The sequence below is a fragment of the Bradyrhizobium sp. Crot121 genome, from assembly GCF_059512385.1.
In genome coordinates, this window is record NZ_JCAMOR010000011.1 from 1 (window position 1) to 21,883 (window position 21,883).

The 21,883-nt window shown below is 64.5% G+C and carries 17 protein-coding genes; 3 read left to right on the plus strand and 14 right to left on the minus strand.

Going from position 1 to position 21,883, the window contains the following annotated elements; genetic code table 11:
- Positions 1 to 390: 390 nt before the first annotated feature.
- From AC5ZGW_RS12790 to AC5ZGW_RS12850, 13 genes are all read right to left on the minus strand, one after another.
- Positions 391 to 1,008 (minus strand): Isoquinoline 1-oxidoreductase subunit, encoded by a 618-nt coding sequence (locus AC5ZGW_RS12790; RefSeq protein WP_130222272.1) that lies wholly within the window; start codon positions 1,006 to 1,008, stop codon positions 391 to 393.
- 2 nt (positions 1,009 to 1,010) lie between these two features.
- Complete coding sequence (locus AC5ZGW_RS12795; RefSeq protein WP_130222274.1) at positions 1,011 to 1,526, minus strand: (2Fe-2S)-binding protein; 516 nt, start codon at positions 1,524 to 1,526, stop codon at positions 1,011 to 1,013.
- Positions 1,523 to 4,300, minus strand: a complete 2,778-nt coding sequence (locus tag AC5ZGW_RS12800; protein WP_130222276.1) for a xanthine dehydrogenase family protein molybdopterin-binding subunit — start codon at positions 4,298 to 4,300, stop codon at positions 1,523 to 1,525. Before AC5ZGW_RS12800 ends, AC5ZGW_RS12795 begins: the two co-directional genes overlap by 4 nt.
- Positions 4,301 to 4,387: 87 nt before the next feature.
- Positions 4,388 to 5,479 (minus strand): hypothetical protein, encoded by a 1,092-nt coding sequence (locus AC5ZGW_RS12805; protein ID WP_130222278.1) that lies wholly within the window; start codon positions 5,477 to 5,479, stop codon positions 4,388 to 4,390.
- A 226-nt stretch (positions 5,480 to 5,705) separates the two neighbouring features.
- Positions 5,706 to 7,883 (minus strand): xanthine dehydrogenase family protein molybdopterin-binding subunit, encoded by a 2,178-nt coding sequence (locus tag AC5ZGW_RS12810; RefSeq protein WP_130222280.1) that lies wholly within the window; start codon positions 7,881 to 7,883, stop codon positions 5,706 to 5,708.
- A 9-nt stretch (positions 7,884 to 7,892) separates the two neighbouring features.
- Positions 7,893 to 8,342, minus strand: a complete 450-nt coding sequence (locus AC5ZGW_RS12815) for a (2Fe-2S)-binding protein (protein WP_028164664.1) — start codon at positions 8,340 to 8,342, stop codon at positions 7,893 to 7,895.
- Between the two features lie 152 nt (positions 8,343 to 8,494).
- Complete coding sequence (locus tag AC5ZGW_RS12820; RefSeq protein ID WP_130222284.1) at positions 8,495 to 9,886, minus strand: MFS transporter; 1,392 nt, start codon at positions 9,884 to 9,886, stop codon at positions 8,495 to 8,497.
- Between the two features lie 144 nt (positions 9,887 to 10,030).
- Positions 10,031 to 10,816 (minus strand): ABC transporter ATP-binding protein, encoded by a 786-nt coding sequence (locus tag AC5ZGW_RS12825; protein WP_130222286.1) that lies wholly within the window; start codon positions 10,814 to 10,816, stop codon positions 10,031 to 10,033.
- Complete coding sequence (locus AC5ZGW_RS12830) at positions 10,804 to 11,859, minus strand: dihydrodipicolinate synthase family protein (RefSeq protein ID WP_130222288.1); 1,056 nt, start codon at positions 11,857 to 11,859, stop codon at positions 10,804 to 10,806. Before AC5ZGW_RS12830 ends, AC5ZGW_RS12825 begins: the two co-directional genes overlap by 13 nt.
- 8 nt (positions 11,860 to 11,867) lie before the next feature.
- Positions 11,868 to 12,689 carry a GNAT family N-acetyltransferase gene (locus AC5ZGW_RS12835; RefSeq protein ID WP_130222290.1) on the minus strand — a complete coding sequence of 274 codons (822 nt, stop codon included), beginning with the start codon at positions 12,687 to 12,689 and terminating at the stop codon, positions 11,868 to 11,870.
- Positions 12,676 to 13,713 carry an NAD-dependent epimerase/dehydratase family protein gene (locus AC5ZGW_RS12840; protein ID WP_130222292.1) on the minus strand — a complete coding sequence of 346 codons (1,038 nt, stop codon included), beginning with the start codon at positions 13,711 to 13,713 and terminating at the stop codon, positions 12,676 to 12,678. Before AC5ZGW_RS12840 ends, AC5ZGW_RS12835 begins: the two co-directional genes overlap by 14 nt.
- 18 nt (positions 13,714 to 13,731) lie before the next feature.
- The gene (locus AC5ZGW_RS12845; protein ID WP_130222294.1) at positions 13,732 to 14,502 is read right to left on the minus strand and encodes an ABC transporter permease; all 771 of its coding nucleotides are present in this window, start codon (positions 14,500 to 14,502) and stop codon (positions 13,732 to 13,734) included.
- A gap of 188 nt (positions 14,503 to 14,690) precedes the next feature.
- Positions 14,691 to 15,338, minus strand: a complete 648-nt coding sequence (locus AC5ZGW_RS12850) for a TetR/AcrR family transcriptional regulator (RefSeq protein WP_130222296.1) — start codon at positions 15,336 to 15,338, stop codon at positions 14,691 to 14,693.
- 99 nt (positions 15,339 to 15,437) lie between these two features.
- Here AC5ZGW_RS12850 and AC5ZGW_RS12855 point away from each other — a divergent pair, with 99 nt between their 5' ends.
- Both AC5ZGW_RS12855 and AC5ZGW_RS12860 read left to right on the plus strand, forming a co-directional pair.
- Positions 15,438 to 16,466 (plus strand): ABC transporter substrate-binding protein, encoded by a 1,029-nt coding sequence (locus AC5ZGW_RS12855; RefSeq protein WP_130222298.1) that lies wholly within the window; start codon positions 15,438 to 15,440, stop codon positions 16,464 to 16,466.
- Positions 16,467 to 16,659: 193 nt separating this feature from the next.
- Positions 16,660 to 18,594 (plus strand): alkyl/aryl-sulfatase, encoded by a 1,935-nt coding sequence (locus AC5ZGW_RS12860; RefSeq protein ID WP_130222300.1) that lies wholly within the window; start codon positions 16,660 to 16,662, stop codon positions 18,592 to 18,594.
- Between the two features lie 119 nt (positions 18,595 to 18,713).
- On the opposite strand, the gene AC5ZGW_RS12865 is transcribed toward AC5ZGW_RS12860, so the two are convergent.
- The gene (locus AC5ZGW_RS12865; protein ID WP_028163060.1) at positions 18,714 to 19,784 is read right to left on the minus strand and encodes a glycosyltransferase family 4 protein; all 1,071 of its coding nucleotides are present in this window, start codon (positions 19,782 to 19,784) and stop codon (positions 18,714 to 18,716) included.
- Between the two features lie 311 nt (positions 19,785 to 20,095).
- On the opposite strand from AC5ZGW_RS12865, the gene AC5ZGW_RS12870 reads away from it, so the two are divergent.
- Complete coding sequence (locus AC5ZGW_RS12870; RefSeq protein ID WP_130222302.1) at positions 20,096 to 21,859, plus strand: ABC transporter ATP-binding protein; 1,764 nt, start codon at positions 20,096 to 20,098, stop codon at positions 21,857 to 21,859.
- Positions 21,860 to 21,883 lie beyond the last annotated feature (24 nt).

Below are 21,883 nucleotides of genomic sequence, written 5' to 3' on the forward strand. Positions count from 1 at the left end.
TGGAATACTGGATCGTCCGCCGGAGCCTGTCATCGGGCGGCCATTCGGCCGACCCGGTGGCGGACGATGACAGCGGAGAGCTGTTTGACATTCAAATCAGACCTCTCCCCCGTCGTCCCGGGCTTGCGTGCCACGGCGAAGCCCTTGGCGTAGCCGGGACCCGGGACCCATAACCACAGGCCGTTGTGATCTGCTCCGCTACCACCGCTTGCTCGCGCCACAACACCTCCCTGTGGTTATGGGTCCCCGCCTTCGCGGGGACGACGGCGGTGTGAGGTTCTACGGAATCGTAGGATGGGTAGAGCGCAGCAACACCCATCATTCGCGCGGCTTGCTCCGTCGCGATGGGCTTCACTGCGCTCTACCCATCCTACGGGAGAGAGTCGCAAGTCATCTCGCAGGACAAGCTGCGCCGCTCTTCGCCCATGCTTCGACGAGCGCGCCCGCCTGTTTTTGTGTGCCCGGCGCGGGGGAACGGCCGAAACCAGGCTGCCATGCCCAGCCGACCAGCGTATCTTCGCCGATGTGGTGGATCAGCTCTTCGACCTTGCGGCCGCCATTGCGGGCGGGGTCCTTGATCTGGGCACAGATCTCGGCGAGCGACTTGCCTTCCCAACCCATCTCCCGCGGCGCGAGGTGCCATTCCGGGTGGCCCGGTATACGGGCAGGCTCGAAATTGGCGTTGCCGTGACACGCCGAGCACCGTAGCGCCGCCACCCCGTGGCCGTCGGCGCCGCGTGTGACCGGCGGCTGATGCAGCCGGCCCTCGTCGCCCTGGCGCGGCCGGTCGCCGGCGGGATGGCAGTTGACGCAGCGCGGATGCGTCAGCACCTTGCCGAGTTCAGTGAACATCGCCGCCGATCGCGCGTCGCTGTCAGCGATGCCGGCAAAGCTCTCAGGCGAAGCCAGGCCGTGTGATGCGGTCTGCGAGGCCGCATAGCCCGTGACCATGCTCAGGCCGAGCGCCGCGACCACAACGACAATCCGAAAGCGCGTTTCTGAGATCATGGTCAGGCCAGATAACGCTGGGGATCGGCGAGGATCACGTCGCGGACGGCCTCGTGATATTTGATGTAGCCGGTGCAGCGGCAGATATGTCCGTCGAGCGCGTCTTCGATGGTCTTCTCGAGTTCGGTGCGTGCGACCGGCTTCTTCGCGAGACGTTCCAGGAAGACCTGGGCTTCGTTCAGGAAGCCGGCGGTACAGTAGCCGCACTGGAAGGCGAAGTGATCGATGAAGGCTTTCTGAAGCGCGGTAAGCTGGCCATTTCTCGCATGGCCCTCGACGGTCCGGATCGCCTTGCCGTTGAAGTTTGCGGCCGGCACAATGCAGGTCGGACTGGTTTCGCTGGTGCCATCGGGGTTGTCGACGATGATCGTGCAGCTCAGGCACTGTGCGGCGCCGCAGCCGAACTTGGTGCCGGTCATGCCCAGATATTCGCGCAGGAAGTCGTTCATCGAGAGATCGTCGCGCACCTCAATCGGATCGATCGCGCGGCCGTTGACCGTGATGGCAAGCCTTGTCACGCGAGCGCTCCCTTGAGCATGGCCTGGGTGACCGGCAACGACTTGAAGCGGTGGCCGGTGGCGTCGAAGATGGCGTTGAGAAGGGCAGGGACGACGGGGACCATCACGACTTCGGCCATGCCTTTCGGCGGCTCGTCCGGCGACAGTGGCGGCAGCATCTCGATCTCGAGATCGCGCAGCGGCAGATCCGATCCCCGCGCTACCAGATATTGCCCGAGGTTCCATTGCCCGTTGCCGGGACCGCCTTCGTGAGGCGGCAGCGATTCCAGCAAGGCGTAACCGACGCCCATGGCAAAGCCGCCCTGTGACTGACCGAGCACGACTTCCGGCACCAGCGGCTGTCCGCATTCGAGCACGCTGTAGGCCTTGGCGATGCGCAGCGCGCCGGTCGTGCGCTCGATCTCGACGCGAACCAGCGTGCCGCACATCGAGGCGTAGGCCGTGCCGATCCTGTTGTTGTCGGTTGGCGGAAACCACACGCTGACGCGATTGAGCGCGGTGAATTTTCCGCCGCCCCTGCGCACCGCGAGCGCGTCGATCTCCGCCTGGTGCAGCTCGCGGCCAAACCGGAAACCCGCGCGCGACCAGGCCCAGCGCGAGAAGCTGTGGGTGATCGCGCCGGTCACGAGGTTGCGCGCATGCGCGGCTGCGGCGAGCGCCGGCAGTGCGAGCGGCGGAAGGCCGGGCAGGATGAGCTGCCCATCCTTCCAGCGCGCTTTGGCTAAATCCTTCGCCCGCGGATCGGAGGGCGGGATGCGCCAGAGTTCGAGCGCCGCCGGCCACAGGCCGTAGCGGAAGATGACGCGCGCGGCCTCGGCAGCCGCATGTGTCCCGACATGCGCGCCGATCGAGGCGCTGGTGGCCGAACTGATCGCAGGCACCCAGCGCGGATTCCTCGCAGCCGCGTCCTGGGTCTTCTGATCCATCGTGTAGGGATCGCCAGAGGTGACGAGACCGAGCGCATCATAGGTATCGATCCGGGCCACCGACACTTCGTCGGCCACCGCGCCAAGATGGATCGCGACGCGGTTGGCGAGCGCGGTTCCGATGCCATTGCCCATCTCGACATGATCGCAATGGATCGAGATCCTGCCGTCGGCTGCGATCTCGACGCGTCCGAGCGAGCAGTCCGCGCCGGTGCCGTAGTCCTTGGTGACGCAGGCGACGCCGGTGCCGACCAAGACGCCGCTGCTTGCAAGCCGCGCCTTCTCCTCGGCGCGTTGCCGCCAGATCGGATGTGTCTCGAGCTTGTCCAGGATCTCGGGCGTGCGGACCGACACGATGTACGGATTTCCCGTCATGGTCCGGCCGTTCTGCTTGAGCGCATTGCGCCGCCGGAACTCGATCGGATCGAGTAGCAAGGCGTCTGCGGCCTCGTCGATCAGCACTTCGAGCGCGGTCATGGTCTGTATGGTCCCGTAGCCGCGCATCGAGCCCGCGGTCACGCCGCGCGAATGCACGGCCACCGTGGTGACGTCGACCTTCGGCACGTCATAGATGCCGATCGCCGCCGTGGCGCCGACAACCGCCACGCTCGACGAGAAGTTCGCAAGGCCGCCGCCGTCGAGCACGTGATCGGCCGCGAAAGCCTGGATCTTGCCGGTTGCGCGGTCGATCCCGATCCGGGATCGTATCTTGAACGGATGGCGTTTGATGCCGCCCTGGAACTGCTGATAACGGTCGTGCGCAAGCCGGACCGGCCGTCCCGGAAAGAACATTGCGGCCAGCGCGACATAGAGCACGAAGGGCGTGTGGTCGCGGCCGCCGAAGCCGCCGCCGATATAGGTGAACTGCGTGTTGATCTGCGCGGGCTTGAAGGGAGCGCGCGCCTGTCCGAGCAGATACGCGATCGACTCGGTGGCTTCATAGGGCGACTGGACGCCAAGCACGAGTTCGAGATTGCCGCCCCTGTTGTCGTACCAGCCGAGACCGCATTCCGGCTCGAGGAACATTGGATCGACCGACTGGGTCTCGAAGCTGCGGTCGAGCACCACCATTGCGGGGTTCTTCGCATCCAGCTCGGCGCGGATCTGCTCGCCGTACCGCGCCGCCTTGCCGTAGGGTGCCTGCGTCTCCTTCGCGAAGGAGGACCAGACCGGAAGCGTGGTGTCCTGCAGCCGCCCCGGCGTCACCCAGCCGGCCTGGATCGGCGAATACACATCGGGCGACTCGGGCGTTGGGCCGGCCACGCGCGTGAAGCGGAAGGCGGCGTAATTGGGCAGGGAGACCGGGCCGGTCTCTTCGCCTGACTTCACGAAGGTGCCGTCGCGCAGCGCCAGCCGCGCACGATCGAAGGCGTCGAACTGCTCGAAGATCAATAGCGCGACCGGCTGTCCCATATAAAGCGGCGTCTTGCCGACCGGGCAGAACAGATCGCCCGCATAGAATTCAGGGACGCGGGCGCCGATCTTCGCAAGCTCCTCGGCCGTTACCACGACCGACGGCTTCAGCGCGCCGCTCAGGCGTGCGAGGTCCATGCCGAGATAGACGCGCGTCGCATCGCTCGCGCGGACCAGGATCGCGTGCGACGTCGTGGCCGGCCATCCCGGCAGGTCGGCAGCGCGAAAATCGGAGGCGTAGAGCTTGGCGCCGGTGACCTTGGCGACGCCGTCGATGCGACCGCGGCCATCGGCCGCCGGATTCCAGTTTTGCCGTCCCGGCAACACCGCGCGCGCCGGAAAGCCCGCCGGCTCGGCCGCTCCCAATCGTGACAGGCTGAGCGCTATCCCGCTCGCCGTGACCCACTTCACGAACTCCCTTCGCGAAGGCCGCATGCCCCTTACCCCCCTCGGTCAACGCTGTCAGGCGTGCCCGATCTCAAATTATCGTTGCGCCCGAATCACGCACCGATACGAAAAACACTATCGCAAGTCCGCGATCGATGCGGGGCCGGGACCGGGCGTGACCAAGGTCGGCCATTGCTTCGAACCGAATGGCACGGCCGGCGGCAGAAACGTCGTCATGCCGCGCTTCTTGGTCTCGGCAGCAATCGCGACACGCGCATCGCCGCCCATCAATTCATAGTCCATGAGATGATAGTTGCCGAAGAACAGCGAACCGACCGAGCGATCCGCGATGATCCGCGTCAGCGATTCCAGCATGTCCGCGGGCGTCGTTGTGAACGAGATGGTTTCGATCAGGAGCAGGCGGTCATTGATGGCATCGGGACCAAAGAACTGCGCGAGCACACTGAACAGCACGTTGTTCTGGCGCGCCACATAGATGGTGTTGCTCGCGGCATAGGTCTTGTCCCAGTCGGCGCCGAGCTGGGCTTTCCAGTCCGCCAGCACGCCCATCCAGTGCGCAACCTGGGTCTCTGCCGCCCATGCAACATTCTTGGCGAGGTGTGGCGCCTGCTTCTTGCCGAAAGCCTCAAGCGTTGCAAATGGGACGACGTCCTTGGCGAGGCATTCGTCCATGAAGGCGAGGTTGTTCTGCAGGATGGCGCGGTTGTTGTCGCGCCAGCCGGCTTCCATCGGCGTGCGGTCGAGCCCATCGAGCGCCGACTGCATGCGGCTGCGATAGGCGAGCATCGAGCCGCGCCAGGATTTGTCGTCGAGATTGTCGACATAGGGGCCGGCCACTTCGGCCAAGGCCATCGTGCTGTGACCCACCGACTTCAGGAGCTGATAGACGATCGGCACCTGCGGCGCCTCTGTCGGCGCCATTCCCGGACGGTAAAGGATCATCCTGCCGCCGGCGCCGGAAAACAGCGCAAGGATGACCGGATGCTTGCTCAGGATGTTCTTCTGGAAGATCTTTGCCGCGTCGCCATACAGCTCAAACATCGCGGTGTTGAGCGCCAGCACGTCCTTGGTCGCGGTGTCGGCGGGTGTGGTGCTCGTCTTGCCGGAGATCGGCGCCATGTAGGATGGAAGGCCCTGGGCCTCCGCGCCCGCACCGCTACCGCACAACAATAAAGCCGCCACCGCCAAGCCGACGTAGCGCTGCATGCCGATTCCCCCGCCCGTGATTCGCACCGATTCCTCGCCGGGCGGCAGTATTCGGCCATTCGCCTGACGCGCAAGCGACACTTGCCGTGATCAACAGCGTTGGTTGCGGGATGATTGATGCGGTCCGTAAAATAGTGCGTTCATCGAGGAGCGGCGGACCAGTCGCTTGGTCGTCCCGGGTCAAGCCCGGAACGACTCGCTTGTCAGGTCGTGAACCACAACTTCCTTACGCGAAGCTGATGTTCTGCTGCCGTAGCGGTACCGAGCGGATGCGTTTTCCGGTCGCCGCGAAGTAGGCATTCAGCACCGCGGGCGCGGCGACGCCGATGGTCGGCTCGCCGACGCCGCCCCAGAAGCCGCCGCTCGGCATCAGGATCGTCTCCACCTTCGGCATCTCGCTGATGCGCATCGAGTTGTAGGTGTCGAAGTTGGTCTGCTCGATGCGGCCGTCCTTCACGGTGCAGCCGCCATAGAACAAAGCGGAGAGGCCGTAGACGAAGGAACCCGCGACCTGCCGTTCCACCTGCGCCGGATTGACGACGTAGCCAGGATCGGTGGCAGCGACGATGCGATGCACCTTGATCTTGCTGCCGTCGGTCACCGAGATCTCGGCGGCGCCGGCGACATAGCTGCCATAGCCCATCACCTGTGCGAGCCCGCGATAGACGCCCTGCGGCGCCGGCTTGTCCCAGCCGATCCGTTCGGCGACCGCGTTCAGCACCGCCAGATGCTTCGGATGACCCGCCATCAGTTTGCGACGGAACGCGAGCGGATCCTGGCCGACCGCATGCGCGAGTTCGTCCATGAAGCTCTCGAGATAGATCGTGTTCGGATTGATGTTGACGCCACGCCAGAAGCCCGGCGGCACATGCGGATTGCGCATCGAATGTTCGATCAACAGGTTCGGGATCGAATAGCCGATCGCCGCTTCGCCGCTGGGCGCGAGCCCCTGGAATGTCGCGGGATCCATGCCGTTGATCATGGCCTCTGGCCGTAGCCGCGCCAGGATCGACTGGCCGGAGATCCGCATGCGCAGCGCGGTCAGGTTGTTGTCGGCATCGAAGGCGCCGACCATCCGGCACTGGGTAACCGGATGATAGAAGCCGTGCTGCATGTCCTCTTCGCGCGACCACAACAGCTTGATCGGCGTGCCCTGCATCTCCTTGGCGATCAAGACCGCCTGCCGCACATAATCGCTCTGGCCGCGACGGCCGAAGCCGCCGCCCAGGATCAGCTTGTGGACGTCGCATTTCTCAGGCGGAAGGCCTGAGGCTTGCACCGCGGTGGCGAAGGCCGCTTCGCCGTTCTGCGTGCCGCACCAGACATCGAGCTTCTCGCCGGTATGGAGCGCGGTCGCGTTCATCGGCTCCATCGTGGCCTGGTTCTGGTAGGGATAGTTGTAGACGGCCTCGACCACCTTTGCGGCACGCGCGATCTCCGCCATCGCATTGCCGTTCTGGTTGCCGACGAACGCCGCCTGCGACGGCTCGAGTCCTTCGGCCAGCCATTTGCTGATCGTCTCGCTCGAGGTCTTTGCGTTCGGGCCTTCGTCCCACTCGATCGGCAGCGCATCGAGTGCAGTCTTGGCGTGCCACCAGGTGTCGGCGACGACGGCAACCCCGCTGTCGCCGACGCGCACCACCTTCTTGACGCCTTTCATGTTGGCGATCTTGGCCTCGTCAAAGCTCTTCAGCTTGCCGCCGAACACCGGGCAATCCTTGATCGCGGCGTTCAACATGCCTGGCAATTTGAAGTCGATGCCATAGACCATCGCGCCGGTGGTCTTGTCGGCGGTGTCGAGGCGCTTCAGGCCCTTGCCCGCGATCTTCCAGTCCTTCGAGTCTTTCAGCTTCACATCGGACGGCGGAGAGAGCCTGCTAGCTGCTTCCGCCACCTTGCCGTAGGTCGTGGTTCGGCCCGTCGGCAGATGGGTGATGACGCTGCTCGCGGCCGAGCATTCGGAGGCCGGCACCTTCCATTCGTTCGCGGCGGCCTGGATCAGCATCAGCCGCGCGGTGGCGCCGCCCTTGCGGACGTATTCATGCGAGCCGCGGATGCCACGGCTGCCACCGGTCGAGAAATCGCCCCAGGGCCGGCCGCGCGCGGCGCTCTGGCCCGGTGTCGGATATTCGGTCGTGACCTTCGACCAGTCGCATTCGAGTTCTTCGGCAACGAGCTGCGCGAGACCGGTGAGCGAACCCTGGCCCATCTCCGAACGCGCGATGCGGATCACCACCGTATCATCCGGACGGATCACCACCCAGGCGTTGACTTCGGGCGAGCCATCGGCGGCGCGCGCCACCGCCCCGCCAAACGGAAGATTGAAGCCGAGCGCAAGGCCGGCGCCTGCCGCGGCGGTGCCAATCACGAACGCGCGGCGGTTGAGCTTGACGTGCTGATTCATGACGGCACCTCACGCGTTCGCGACGGCGTGGATCGCCTCGCGCACCTGCGCGAAGGTGCCGCAGCGGCAGATATTGGTGATGGCCTCGTCGATGTCCTGGTCGGTCGGTTTCGGGTTGTCTTTCAGAAGCGCCGCTACCGCCATGATCATGCCGGTCTGGCAATAGCCGCATTGCGGCACGTCGTGCTCGATCCAGGCCTGCTGCACCTTGTGCAGCTTGCCCTCGGCGGCAAGGCCCTCGATCGTCGTGATTTCCTTGCCATCAACTTCGCTGACGAGCACGCCGCAGGATCGCATCGCCACGCCGTCGACATGAACGGTGCAGGCGCCGCATTGTGCGATGCCGCAGCCATATTTGGTGCCGGTCAGTCCAATGTTTTCGCGAATCGCCCAGAGCAGCGGCGTATCCGGCTCGACATCGACCTCGATTTTCTTGCCGTTAATTGTGAGGTTAGCCATCGCAATCCCCTTTTGATCCAGTTCCATCAACTAGACCTCGGGGCGAGTGTGACCCGGCCACTAGAACGATTCAAATCAAGAAAATGCGTATGCGAGGAAGCAGGAACAAACCCGAGGGCGCGGTGTTCTTGATCTCTTGCGCCTCGCGCAGATCATGCGCCCTTGGGTGCGACAGCCAGCCGCAGGAAACTCATCGCGCTTCCGAGCACCGCAAATCCGGCGCCTAGCGCGAGTGCGTAGGTGGCGCCTTCGTGGCCGGCGATGGCAAAGCAGAAAGCGGCGAGCGCGGCGCCGATGGTTTGCCCGGTCAGGCGCGCGGTCGCCACGATGCCGCTGGCGCTGCCGCTGCGGTGCGGCGGCGCACTGCTCATCAGTGCCTTCATATTGGGCGTCTGGAAAAAGCCGAATCCGATCCCGCAGATCACCATGCGCCAGACGATATCGGGGATGCTGGGGGAGGCGGGTAGTGTTGCCAAGAGCGTCATGCCGAGGCCGAGCAGGATCAACCCGATACCGCCAAGGATGCCGACCGGGTAACGGTCGGACAGGCGGCCGCCGATCGGCGCCATGATTCCAACAACCAGCGGCCAGGGCGTCATGAAGAACCCGGTCTCGACCTGCGAGCGCATCAGCACGGCTTCGAAATAGAACGGCAGCGAAACGAAGGCGAGGCCCTGGATTGCGAACGAGCAGACCGCGGTCGCTGCGGACAAGGCGAACATCGGGCGGCGGAACAGGTCGATCGGCAGCATTGGCGCCGGATGATCCCGATGCCGGTGCGTCAGCAGCCAGCCCAGCACCACCGCTCCAGCAACCTCGACCAGCACCAATCCCGGCGAGGTCTTGTGCGCGGCGCTGCCGATGCCGATGATGAAGAGACCGAGGCAGCCTGAGGCCAGCACTGCGCCGGGGAGGTCGAAGGCATGCACGGCGCGCGGCGTCTGCGGCAAGGTCTTCATGCCGATGAACAGTGCGGTCAGGCCGAACGGGATGTTGATCGCAAACAGCCACGGCCAGGTTCCGAACGCCAGGATGGCGGAGGCAATCGTCGGCCCGAGGGTGAAGGCGGTCGCGACCACCAGCGCGTTGTGGCCGAAGCCGCGACCGTGCATCCTGCTCGGGTAGACGTAGCGGACCAGCGCGGTGTTGACGCTCATCAGCCCGCTGGCGCCGAGCCCTTGCAGCGTTCGTGCAATGAGAAGGCTGTCCAGCGACCACGCGAGCGCGCAGCCGAGCGAGGCGAGCGTGAACAAGAGGAGGCCGCCGAGATAGATGCGCTCATGGCCGACGATTTCCCCGAGCGCGCCAAGTGGCAACAGCGTTGCGACCAGCGCGATCTGGTAGACGTTGACGACCCAGACGACATCGGCCGGGCTGACCTTAAGATCGGTCGCGATCGCGGGCAGGGCGATATTGGCAATCGCGGTGTCAAGCGAAGCCATCGCGAGCGCGGTGAAGATCGCAGCCACGGCCCAGCGCCGCCGCTCCGGCGGCAAGCCGTCCATGACGGGCGCGACTGGCGCCTTCGCCGCGAGCATGTCCATTGTGGTCAGATTCTCCGGAAGGACAGGATCCCGTCCTCTCGGTCATCTACTACGCGCGCACGGGTTGCCACAGGTATGCGGTTGCATGATGCGTATGCGCAATTCTGCGTTCCGGCTTGGCGTCAGCCGTCCACGCGCGGCGGATCAGGCGTTGGTGCTGAGGCCGAGCCGGTCATAGATGCGCCGGGCGTAGGCGCCGAATTCGTCCGTGGTCTTGATCGGAAGCGCGCGGGGGAGGGGCAATTCGATCGGGAAATATTCCGCCATCCGAGCGGGCCCGGCGGTGAGCACGGCGCAATGGGAGCCCAGGAACACGGCCTCCTGGATGCTGTGGGTGACGAAGATGATGGTCTTGCCGCTCTCGCGCCAGATCCGCAGCATTTCGAGATTCATCTGCTCACGCGTCAGCGCATCCAGCGCGCCGAACGGCTCGTCCATCAGGATCAGTTTCGGGTCATGGATGAACGCGCGAGCGATTGCGGTGCGCTGCTGCATGCCGCCTGAGAGCTGCTGCGGATATTTGTCCTCATAGCCGGCGAGGCCGACCATCTTGAGCAGGTCGCGGGCGCGCTCCCGCGCCGCCTTGATCGGCAGGCCGACGATCTCGGCCGGCAGCAGCACATTGTCGAGGATGGTGCGCCATTTGAGCAGCAGCGCCTGCTGGAATACCATCCCGATATCGCGCGCGGGATCGAACGGCGTCTTCGCGTTGCCGATCTTGATCGTACCGCCATCGGCGCTGTGCAGGCCGGCAAGGATCTTCAGCACGGTGGTCTTGCCGCAACCGGATGGCCCGACCAGCGCCACAAGCTCGCCCTCGGCGATGTCCATTGTGACGTCGGAGACGGCAAGGAACTCGGCTCCCTTGGACCGATAGACCTTGCGGACGTTGCGCAGGCTGATGAAAGGCTCGGCCGTCATGTCAACCATTTCTGCAGGTTCGCGGCGACGAAGCCGTCGTCCGAGAGATCGGCATGCTCGCGGCAGACGCGGTCGATCTCCTGCATCTGGCCCGGGCTGAGACCTTCGTTTGGATCGAGGCACCAGATGCCTTCCAGCAAGCCCTGGCGGCGGAGGATCTCGTGACAGCCTGCGATGCAGCCGTGGAAATTGTTGGCAACGTCGAAGAATGCGCTGTTGCAATCGGTGACGCGGGCATCGAGCGCCAGCAGATCGGCAGGCACCGTATCCTTGTGGCGCGCCGCCTTGCACATCTCGAATTGCCTGATTGCCGTCTGCGTCCACACCGACCAGTGACCGAGCAGGCCGCCTTTGAAGTAGGTGCGGGTCGTAACTCCATTCTCGCGCAGGTCGAACGGCAAGGTGAGGTCGAGCAGGATATGGTCGTCATTGCCGGTATAGAGCGCGACGCGGTCGAGGGCACCAGCCGCGGCGACGCCGCGCAACACGTCCAGGGTGCGATAGCGGTTGAACGGCGCGATCTTGATCGCGATCACATTGTCGATCGCCGCAAAGCGCCGCCAGAAGTCCGCGCTCAGGATGACGCCGCCGACCGCGGGTTGCAGGTAGAAGCCGACCAGCGGGATCTCGCGCGCGACCGCCTGGCAATGCGCGATGATGTCGTCTTCCGACGCGGTCTTCATTGCGGCGAGGCTGAGCAGGCCAGCGTGATAGCCGATATCGCGCGCGGTCCGCGCTTCGGAGATCGCCTGCTGCGTCGGGCCGGCGAGACCTGCGACCATCGCCAGTGGCCGCTTGGTCCAGTTCGCTGCCGTCTCGGCGGCGAGCTCGAGCACGGGCCGATAAAGCCCGACCTCGCGGATCGCGAATTGCGTGGTGTGGACGCCGACCGCAAGGCCGCCGGCGCCCGCGTCGATATAATAGCGCGTTAGCGCGCGCTGATGCCTCTTGTCGAGCGCGCGATTGGCGTCGAGCGCGAGCGGGTGTGCGGGCAGCACGGTGCCGTCGGCGATCAGCTTGCGTATCTCGGATTTGATCTCGCTGTGGTGCATGGCCAATCCTATCCAAATTCCGGGCCGGCGACGGCGAAGGGAAGCTCTTCGCTTTGCGTGGTGGCGCGGCCGAACCGCATGCGCTGGAACGGCCGTTCGATGTTCCAGCCCGCGGCTGTCAATCCGGCGACGAATGATTCCTGCGACGCAATCGCGTCGATCAGGAGCGGACTGGTTTCGTTTCGGCTGATCGCATCGACCAGCGCCAGCGCGTCCGCCGCGCTATCCGCGAACAGTGGTCCGATCTGGCGCGCGGTGCGGCCGTCGCGCACCAGCGCCATCGCGTTGCCGTGGGACACAATACGCGAGCCGGTGCGGGCGCCGAATTCCGCGAGCAGGCCGTTGCGCTCAAATCCCATGGCGCGCCGGTCGCGTGCGGTGAACGTGTCGATATCGGAGGCCGCGAGCGTCACGGGCGCCTCTTGCGCCGGATGTTCGAGCCGCAAGCGCCGAAGCTGCAATGTCGGCGTGAAGCCGAGTGGACCGTACACCGTGGCGCCCGCCGGCGTCGCATCGAGCCAGGTGGTGAGGCCGCGCTGTCTTGCCGCGTCGAGACAGGCATCGACCAGCCGGGTCGCGATGCCGCGGCGGCGCCAGCGTTCGGTCACCAGCACCATGCTGATCCAGGCATTACCGGCGGAATACGGCAGCAGCGCCGCAGTTGCGACCAGATGCGTTCCGTCGCGGACGCCGGACACGATGCCATTGCCGAGGAAGAAGCGCCAGTCGGCCTCGTTCTGGTTCCAGTGCGCTTCGGTCGACAGCGCGAGCCCGGCCGCAGCGTCGTCGACCCCGAGTTGGACAATGGCGACAGGCTCAGTATCGACCATCGCGCACCTCATATTTGGTGGGCTTGCCGAGGCTCGGCATCGCGCGTTCCACCCAGTCCGCGGTCCAGGCGATCAACTGCTCGGTGTCGACGACCGGCAGGCCGAACAGCTTGACCGCTAGCGAGGTGTCGGTCAGCCACGCCGTCGGCTCTTCCTTGCCGACGATCACGGGCTGACGGCCGAAGCGCGCGCCGAACCTGGCGGCGAGATCGCGCACCGCGAGGATCTCGTGGCCGCTGACATTGATGGGCGAAGTCGGCGTCGTGCAATGCGCCAGGCACCGCAGCGCCTGCGAGGCGGCATCGCCCTGCCAGATGAAATTGACATGGCCGAGGCTGACATCGATCGGTGTGCCCGAAAGCACCTTAGTCGCGATGTCGTGCAGCACGCCGTAGCGCATGTCGATCGCATAGTTCAGGCGGAACAGGCGGCCGGGTGTTGCGAATTTCCTGGAGAAGTATTCGAACATGCGCTCGCGCCCGACGCAGGATTGCGCGTATTCTCCCGGCGGGTTCGGCGCCATGTCCTCATCGGAGCCTTTGCCGTCAACCGGCACGAATGGATAGACGCAGCCGGTCGAGAACGCCACGATCCGCGACGCAGGGAAAGCCTGTGCGACCAGCGCTGGGACATGCGCATTCATCGCCCAGGTCAGCGACAGGTCGCCCTCGGCGCCGAATTTGCGGCCAGCCATGAAGATGATGTTCGGCGCCTTCGGCAGCGCCCTGATCGCGGCCTCATCCAACAGGTCGCAATTGATTGTCTCGATGCCGCGCTCCTCCAGCCAGTCCTTCACCGCGGGATCGCTGAAGCGGGCGACGCCGATGACGCGGCGGTCCGGTGCGGCGGCCTTGGCAAGGCCGGCCAGCGTCGGTCCCATCTTGCCGGCGACGCCGAGGATCATGATGTCGCCGTCGACCTTGCTGATATCGTCGATCAAGGCCTGGCTCGGCCGGCACAGCAGGTCGTCGAGCGCTGCAATATCCGGGATCGTCTTCGGCAAAGTGTCGCGCGTGAGCAGCATGGTTCTTCCCCTGGTTTCTTATTGCAGCCGGATGTCGGAGACCACGAACAGCCGTTCAAGGCCGAGCACCAGGCCGTAAAGCGCAACGCCGAGCAGAGTCAGCAGAACGACTGCCATCACCATGGCCGGGGTGTCGAGCGAGGACTGCACCTGGATCATGAGATAGCCGAGCCCGCGCTCGGAGGCGATGAACTCGCCGACGATCGCGCCGGCAACCGCCAGGATAGCGCCGACTTTCATGCCGGAAAACACGTAAGGCAGCGATCCCGGCAATTGGATCTTGCGGAACAGCGTCCAGCGCGAGCCGCGCAGCGATTTGACGAGGTCGAGCAGGTCGGGCTCGACCTCGCGCAGGCCGCGTGCGGTCGTCAGCAGGATCGGAAAGAAGCAGATGCTGAAGGCGATCAGGATGTTCGGAATGATGCCGTAGGAAAACCACACGATGATCAGCGGGCCCAACGCCACTTTCGGGATCATGTTCAGGGTCACGAACAATGGTAGCAATACGAGGCTCACCAGCGGCGACCAACTGAAGATGACGGCAAGCGCGACGCCCACCAGCGCGCCAAGGCAGAAGCCGCCGAGGATTTCAGCGGCGGTGACGAGCAGGTTCGACAGCCAGACATATTTGGCGGAGCTGAGCGTCGCGACGGTCGCGAGCGGCGAGGGCAGGATGAACTTCGGCACCTGGAACGCGTCGACCAGGACCTGCCAGAGCACGATCACGGCAAGATGCACGATCAGGATGATCGCGATGGACCGCGTGGACCGCCCGCCGTCACTGAACACCGATTGCTCCCTCGAAAATGCCGGCCGCTCCCGGCCCTCGCTCTCAGCCTAGCCCGGTCGTATCCATCTTTCAACCATCTGGTTGATTATATCGCCCCGTCATTGCGAGCGCAGCGAAGCAATCCATGGCGCCGTCCGTGGAGACGTGGATTGCTTCGCTGCGCTCGCAATGACGGCGGTGCCAGGGTCTACGGCCGGAGCGACTGCAGCACCAGGTCGGTTACGTGCCGCCGCCGGGCCCGGCGCGCGGCCGTGCTCGACAGGTCCTTGCCGAAGATCGCCGACAGCGTCGGCGTATTGGAGAAGAAGAAGTAGCTGAGTGCCGCGATCGAGATATAGAGGTGCACCGGATCGACGCCGCGTCGGAACACGCCGGCGCGCACGCCTTCATTGAGGATCTTCGAGACCATGCTGACGAGCGGCGAGTGCATGGCCTCCAGCCGGCGGGAGCCGCGGACGTGCCGGGCGCCGCCGCGGTTCTCGTCGTTCAGGAGCACGATGAAGTCGGGATGGGCGGCGAGGTGATCGAACGAGGCTTCGATCAGCTTCTTGATCGCCTGTTCGGGCGGCAGTCCCTCCAGGTTGAGCTCGCGCTCCTGCTCGCGGATCTCCTCATAGACCCATTCGAGCACGGCGAGGTAGAGCGCGTCCTTGTCGCCGAAATAATGGTAGACGAGCTGCTTGTTGACGCCGGCTCTGGCCGCGATCTCGTCGACCCTGGCGCCGGCAAGCCCGTTTTGCGCGAATTCGCGCCGCGCCGCGGTCAGGAGCTTCCGTTGCGTGGCGACGGGATCGCGTCGCTGCGGCTTTGTGTTGTCGGATCGTCTCTTCAGCATTTTCAACCAAACAGTTGACAATTACGCCTGTCCCTTGTTGCATTGGTAACGTCACAAGCAAGGTGCGACAAGGCCGGGTTGCGCACGGGGAGAGTTGCGATGAAGGGTTTGAGGCTTGCAGCCTTGACGCTGGGGTTTGCGCCGGCCTTGGCGTTTGCGCTGGCGGCGTGGGTTGCGCCGGCGCGCGCCGCCGAATCCGTCAATCTGATCCTGAACTGGACGCCGACGGCGGATCATTCGCCGTTCTATTACGCCAAGGCGCAGGGCTGGTACGAGAAGGCCGGCATCGATCTCACGATCGAGACCGGCAAGGGCTCCGGCGTCTCATCGCTGAAGGTCGGCTCCGGCGGCTCGCCGTTCGGCATCGCCGATCTCGCGACCATGCTGGTGGCCAAGAGCAAGGGCGCCGACTTGGTGGCGCTGATGAGCATCTACGCCAATACCGGGCAGACCTTCTATTGGCTGAAGAGCTACGGCGTGAACGGGGTGAAGGATTTTCCCGGCCACAAGATCGGCAACCCGCCGGGCGATGCCTCGCGCGTGATGTGGCCGGCCTTCGCCAAGGCGGCCGGGATCGCGCCTGACTCCGTCACTTTCGTCAATGTCGGCCCGACCGCGAAGATCGCGGCGCTGAAGAGCCACACGGTCGACATCATCAGCGATTTCTACAACGAGCACGATCTGAAGGCGATCGAGTTCGGTGCCGATCTCGGCTACGTCAACTGGAAGGACATCGGGCTCAATCCTTACGGCAATTCGCTGATCGTCAACGGCGCATTCCTGCAGAAGAATCCGAAACTGGTCGAGGAATTCGTGCGGGTCACGCAGAAGGCCTATGCCGCCTGCGTCGCCGACGTCGCGCCCTGCCTGAAGGCGCTGCTCGACCAGGTCTCCGGCCTCGACCGGGAGAACCAGGAACGGCAATGGGAGCGCATCAAGATCCTGATGACGGACGAGTTCACCACGACCAAGGCGCTCGGCTGGATCGACGCCGAGCGGATGAAGAAGGACTACGAGTTGGTGCACAGCTATCTCGGGATGGAAAAGCCGTTCGACGTGAACACGGCGTTTTCGACCAAGATGCTGGACACGAGCATCAAGATGGACGCGAGCAAGGTGAAGAAGTAGCGCGGCCGTTATACCACTTGCTTCCGTCATGCCCGGGCTTGTCCCGGGCATCCACGCACTTGGGCACCCGAAGGAGAGCGTGGATGGCCGGGACAAGCCCGGCCATGACGAGCATTTGACGCCATCGGTCACACGCTCATAATCCTCCTGCGTAAGCCGTGGTCGCTTTGGCTCGCGGCGGGGAGGAACAGACATGACCAACACAATCGCCAGCGAAGCTCCTAAGGACGCCTCGCCTTCCGTGGTCGCGCAGCACGCGGCGATGCTGGATGCATTGCCGTTCTCCGATACGGGTGATTTCGACGATGCCGCGCGCGGCTTCCTCGGCAGGATCGAAAACGCGCATATCGCCAACGCCCAAGGCAGAGTGGTCTGGAGTCTTGCGCCTTACGGCTTCCTCTCATCGGAGGAGGCTCCGCCCACCGTCAATCCCAGCCTGTGGCGGCAATCGCGATTGAACATGCATCACGGCCTGTTCGAGGTGGTGCCCGGGGTCTACCAGGTGCGGGGGCTCGATATCGCCAACATGACGCTGATCGAGGGCGACAGCGGCGTGATCGTGGTTGATACCCTCACCTCGATCGAGGGCGCCCGCGCCGCCATCGAGCTCTATTTCAGGCACCGCGGCAGGCGTCCGGTTGTGGCAATGCTCTTCACCCATACCCACACCGATCATTGGGGCGGCGCCCGCGGGGTGCTCGATGACGAGACATTGTCGAGCGGGCAGGTGCCGATCATCGCCCCTGACATGTTCATGGAGCATGCGGTCTCCGAGAACATCATCGCAGGCCCCGCGATGTTGCGGCGTGCGCAATATCAATTCGGGCCGTTCCTGGCGAAGGGGGCGCGGGGGCAGGTCGATTGCGGGCTCGGCAAGTCGATGGCGGCCGGATCGGTGGCACTGTTGCGGCCGACCGATCTGATCCTCGCCACCGGCGACAGGCGCGTGATTAACGGCGTCGAATTCGAGTTCCAGATGGCGCCGAACAGCGAGGCACCGGCGGAGATGCATTTCTACCTGCCGCGCTACAAGCTGCTGAACCTCGCGGAAAACTGCACCCACAATTTCCACAATCTGCTGCCGTTTCGCGGCGCCGATGTGCGCGATGCCTTGGCGTGGTCGAAATATCTCGGCGAGGCGCTCAAGCTGTGGGGCGGCAAAGCGGAGGCGATGTGCGGCCAGCATCATTGGCCGGTGTGGGGTCGAGAGCGGATCGACACCATGATCCGCCAGCAGCGCGATCTCTACAAGTTCGCGCATGACCAGACCATTCGCCTGATGAACCATGGGCTGACCGCGAGCGAAATCGCGGAGACCATTCGGCTGCCGAAAAGCCTGGAGGGCGCCTGGCACGGCCGCGGCTATTACGGCCACATCCGGCACAATGCGAAGGCGATCTATCAGAAATATCTCGGCTGGTATGACGCCAACCCCGTCAATCTCGATCCGCTGCCGCCGGTCGAGTCGGGCAAAAAATACGTTGAGTATATGGGCGGCGCGGATGCGATCCTGGAACGGGCGCGGAAGGATTTCGCCAACGGCGAATTCCGCTTCGTCGCGCAGGCGGTGAGCCATCTGGTGTTCGCCGAGCCGGGCAATGCCGCGGCCCGCGCGCTGCTCGCCGACACGTTCGAGCAGCTCGGCTATGCCGCGGAAAGCGCGACCTGGCGCAACAGCTATCTGTTCGGCGCGCAGGAGTTACGGCAGGGCATGCCGAAGGCGCCAGCGCGGCCGGCGATGCCACGCGAAACGCTCGCCGCGCTCCGCACCGGACAGCTCTGGGACGTGCTCGGCATTCGCCTCAACGGCCCCAAGGCCGATGGCAAGCGCATCGTCCTGAACTGGGAGTTCACCGACACCAATGAGACCTTCATCCTCAATTTGGAGAATTGCGCGCTGACCTATGTCGCCGACACGCAAACTGGGGACGCCGATGCAAGCTTCACGCTGGCGCGCAGCACGCTGGATGAAGTCATTGCCAAGTTGACGACGTTTCCGGAGGCGGTCGCCAGCGGCAGGGTCAGCGTCAGCGGCGATGCAACGCGGCTGACTGAGCTGATGACGCTGATGGATGAGTTTCCGCGAATGTTCGAGATCGTCGAGCCGAAGCGAACGACGGTGAGTTGACTGGCGCGTAGCGCGTAGGGTGGGCAAAGGCGCGTTAGCGCCGTGCCCACCACCAAGTGTTCGCTCGTAACGGTGGGCACGCTACGCTTTGCCAACCCTACGGCATCTCCGCTCTTCCCTCACTCCGCGCTTGCGACCAGCTTGATGCGCGGCTCGGCCGCTTCCATCAGGTCGCGATAACAGTTGAGGTAGTCGAGCGCCATGCGGCGCGCGGTGAAGCGGGTCTCGAACCGCTTGCGGATCGTCTGCCGGCTCAGCGCCGGAAGCCGGCCGACCGCGCCGACGGCGCTGGTCTCATCCTCGACGATGAAGCCGGTCAGGCCATCCTCGATGATCTCCGGCACCGAGCCGCGGTTGAAGGCGATGACCGGCGTGCCGCAGGCCATGGCCTCGATCATCACCAGGCCGAACGGCTCCGGCCAGTCGATCGGCAGCAACAGGGCGATGGCGCCGCTCAGAAACTCCGGCTTCTCGCGGTCGCTGATTTCGCCGATGAAATCTACCAGGGGGTTGTCCACGATCAGCGGACGGATGACCGCCTCGTAATATTCCTGGTCGGCGCGGTCGACCTTTGCCGCCATTTTCAAGGGGATGCCGCAGCGCATCGCGATCTTGATGGCGCGGTCGACCCCCTTTTCCGGCGCGATGCGGCCGAGCACCGCCAGATAGGACGGGTTGACCGCCTGCGGGGTCAGCAGGTTCTCCGGCAGGCCGTGATGGATCGTCTTCACCCAATTCGCCTGCGGCACCGGACGGCGCTGGGCGTTGGAGATCGAGATCACCGGCACCTCCGGGAACGTATCGAACACCGGTTGGTGCTCGGGAAGGTCCAGCCGGCCGTGCAGGGTGGTCACGAACGGCGTCGGCTGCCGCTGGAACAGCGACCACGGATAATAATCCAGATGGAAGTGGAGGAAGTCGAACTCCTCCTGATCGCATTTCTGTCGGACGCGCTCGAGCAGCACCATGTGCAGCGCGTTGGGATCGCGGACCGATCCATCCAGCCGCAATGCTTTCGGCCAGGTCGCCTCCAGCTTGCCCGAGGTCTGCGAGTCCCCACTGGCAAACAGGGTAACGTCGTGGCCTAACGTGACCAGTTCTTCAGTCAGCCAGTGCACGACCCGTTCCGTCCCGCCATAGAGCTTCGGGGGAACAGCCTCCGTCAGTGGCGCAACCTGCGCGATGCGCATGCTTTCGTCTCCTCTGTGTGATGTGGGATAATCAAGCCCAACCCCATTTGTCCGGCACCGGCATGCCGTAACGGGAACGTTCCCGCACGTGCGAAGTTCCTTTGCTGTGTGGGTCGTTCTTTCTTCCTTCACAGTGTGGTCTTGCTGATGCCATTTGCCGCGAACAAATTTTCGCAACTATCGGTGCTGCAGAATTGTTGCGCAGTGATGGCTTCGCGGTACGAAACATCGATCACTGTCCCTCACGGAATCGTGTGCGGGGCAGTTCACTAAGAAATTCACCTTGCTGCTCAACAGGTTTGCAGGCGCACATGGACAATCTTTCAGGATACGCGCACCGCCCCTTTCCTTTTGTGCTGCGCTATCTGCGGCGGCGGCCCGCATCACACGCCGTAATATTGGGGTGCGTTCTCGGTGCGGTTGCCTGCTCCGTAGGCACGCAGTACGGGGTGAAAAACCTCGTCGACAGCCTATCGGGCGGTCCCGCTCAGGCCGGCGGCGTATGGCTGGCATTCGTTCTGCTCATGTCACTGATTGCGGCAGATAATTTTCTGTGGCGGATCGCAAGCTGGATCGCGAGCTACGCTTTCGTCGGCGTCACCGGCGATCTTAGGCGCGACCTGTTCCGCCACCTCACCGGTCATGCGCCGAGCTACTTTACCGATCGCCTGCCAGGCATGTTGACCAGCCGGATCACCGCGACCTCGAACGCGGTCTATACGGTCGAGAACATGTTTGTCTGGAACGTGCTGCCGCCATGTGTTGCGACCTTCGCCGCGATCGCGCTGATCGGGACTGTAAGCCTGACCATGTCGGCGGTGCTGATCGTCATTGCGGGAACCATGGTGTTCGCGATGTTCCGCATGGCAGCCGCCGGCCGGCCGCTGCACGATGATTATGCCGACAAGGCGGCCGCCGTGGATGGCGAGATGGTCGACGTCATCAACAACATGCCGCTGGTGCGGGCGTTCTGCGGATTGAGCTTCGAGCACGCCCGGTTCGACGCGACCGTGAACCGGGAACTGACCGCCCGGGGCCGCAGCCTGCGCTACCTCGAAAAGCTGCGGCTCACTCATGCGGCGGTGACGGTGGTCCTCACCGTCTGCATGCTAGCGTGGGCGGTCAACCTTTGGCAGCAGGGCGCCGCCACCACCGGTGACGTCGTGCTGGTCTGCACGCTCGGGATCTGCATCCTGAGCGCGACGCGCGATCTGGCGGTGGCGCTGGTCGATGCCACCCAGCATGTCGCCCGCCTGATGGAGGCGCTCGCGACGCTGCTGACCCCGCATGAACTGAAGGATCACCCGGAGGCCGAGGCGTTGATCAAGAGCGGGGCTGCGATCGCCTTCAACAACATCTCGTTCCAGTACCCCGGCGGCATGCAGGTGTTCGACAAGTTCAACCTGCGTATCCAGCCCGGTCAACGGGTCGGGCTGGTCGGGCAATCCGGCGGCGGCAAGTCGACGCTGTTCACGTTGCTGCAGCGCTTCTACGACGTGGAGCGCGGCAGCATCACCATCGACGGCCAGGATATTGCGCGGGTCACGCAGCAGAGCCTGCGCGAGGCGATCTCGGTGGTGCCGCAGGACATCTCCCTGTTCCACCGCTCGATCATGGAAAACATCCGCTACGGACGGCCGAACGCGACCGACGACGAGGTGCTCCGCGCGGCGATCGCAGCGCGCTGCGACTTCATCGAGAATTTACCGGAGGGTATGGATACCATCGTCGGCGACCGCGGCATCAAGGTGTCGGGCGGGCAGCGCCAGCGCATCGCAATCGCCCGTGCGTTCCTGAAAGACGCGCCGATCCTTCTGCTCGATGAAGCGACCGCGGCGCTTGACAGCGAGTCCGAGGAGGCCATACGTGAAGCGCTGTCGCGCCTGATGCGCGGGCGCACCGTGGTCGCGATTGCCCATCGCCTGGCCACGTTGCGCAGCTTCGATCGTGTGGTCGTGCTGCAGGGCGGCCGCATCGTCGAGGACGGGCCGCCCGATATCCTTGTGCAGGGCAGGGGGCCATACCGCGAACTGGTGGTGCGCGAAATGGGCCGCCTCGCCACCCAGGCTGCCTGATCCACAATAGTTGCGTATAGTCAG

What these genes read in the sequence shown, in the direction of transcription:
- AC5ZGW_RS12790 (WP_130222272.1), bottom strand. Translation starts at nt 1,008, where the DNA reads ATGATCTCAGAAACGCGCTTTCGGATTGTCGTTGTGGTCGCGGCGCTC.
- AC5ZGW_RS12800 (WP_130222276.1), bottom strand. Translation starts at nt 4,300, where the DNA reads ATGCGGCCTTCGCGAAGGGAGTTCGTGAAGTGGGTCACGGCGAGCGGG.
- AC5ZGW_RS12805 (WP_130222278.1), bottom strand. Translation starts at nt 5,479, where the DNA reads ATGCAGCGCTACGTCGGCTTGGCGGTGGCGGCTTTATTGTTGTGCGGT.
- AC5ZGW_RS12810 (WP_130222280.1), bottom strand. Translation starts at nt 7,883, where the DNA reads ATGAATCAGCACGTCAAGCTCAACCGCCGCGCGTTCGTGATTGGCACC.
- AC5ZGW_RS12815 (WP_028164664.1), bottom strand. Translation starts at nt 8,342, where the DNA reads ATGGCTAACCTCACAATTAACGGCAAGAAAATCGAGGTCGATGTCGAG.
- AC5ZGW_RS12820 (WP_130222284.1), bottom strand. Translation starts at nt 9,886, where the DNA reads ATGGACATGCTCGCGGCGAAGGCGCCAGTCGCGCCCGTCATGGACGGC.
- AC5ZGW_RS12825 (WP_130222286.1), bottom strand. Translation starts at nt 10,816, where the DNA reads ATGGTTGACATGACGGCCGAGCCTTTCATCAGCCTGCGCAACGTCCGC.
- AC5ZGW_RS12830 (WP_130222288.1), bottom strand. Translation starts at nt 11,859, where the DNA reads ATGCACCACAGCGAGATCAAATCCGAGATACGCAAGCTGATCGCCGAC.
- AC5ZGW_RS12835 (WP_130222290.1), bottom strand. Translation starts at nt 12,689, where the DNA reads ATGGTCGATACTGAGCCTGTCGCCATTGTCCAACTCGGGGTCGACGAC.
- AC5ZGW_RS12840 (WP_130222292.1), bottom strand. Translation starts at nt 13,713, where the DNA reads ATGCTGCTCACGCGCGACACTTTGCCGAAGACGATCCCGGATATTGCA.
- AC5ZGW_RS12850 (WP_130222296.1), bottom strand. Translation starts at nt 15,338, where the DNA reads ATGCTGAAGAGACGATCCGACAACACAAAGCCGCAGCGACGCGATCCC.
- AC5ZGW_RS12855 (WP_130222298.1), top strand. Translation starts at nt 15,438, where the DNA reads ATGAAGGGTTTGAGGCTTGCAGCCTTGACGCTGGGGTTTGCGCCGGCC.
- AC5ZGW_RS12860 (WP_130222300.1), top strand. Translation starts at nt 16,660, where the DNA reads ATGACCAACACAATCGCCAGCGAAGCTCCTAAGGACGCCTCGCCTTCC.
- AC5ZGW_RS12865 (WP_028163060.1), bottom strand. Translation starts at nt 19,784, where the DNA reads ATGCGCATCGCGCAGGTTGCGCCACTGACGGAGGCTGTTCCCCCGAAG.
- AC5ZGW_RS12870 (WP_130222302.1), top strand. Translation starts at nt 20,096, where the DNA reads ATGGACAATCTTTCAGGATACGCGCACCGCCCCTTTCCTTTTGTGCTG.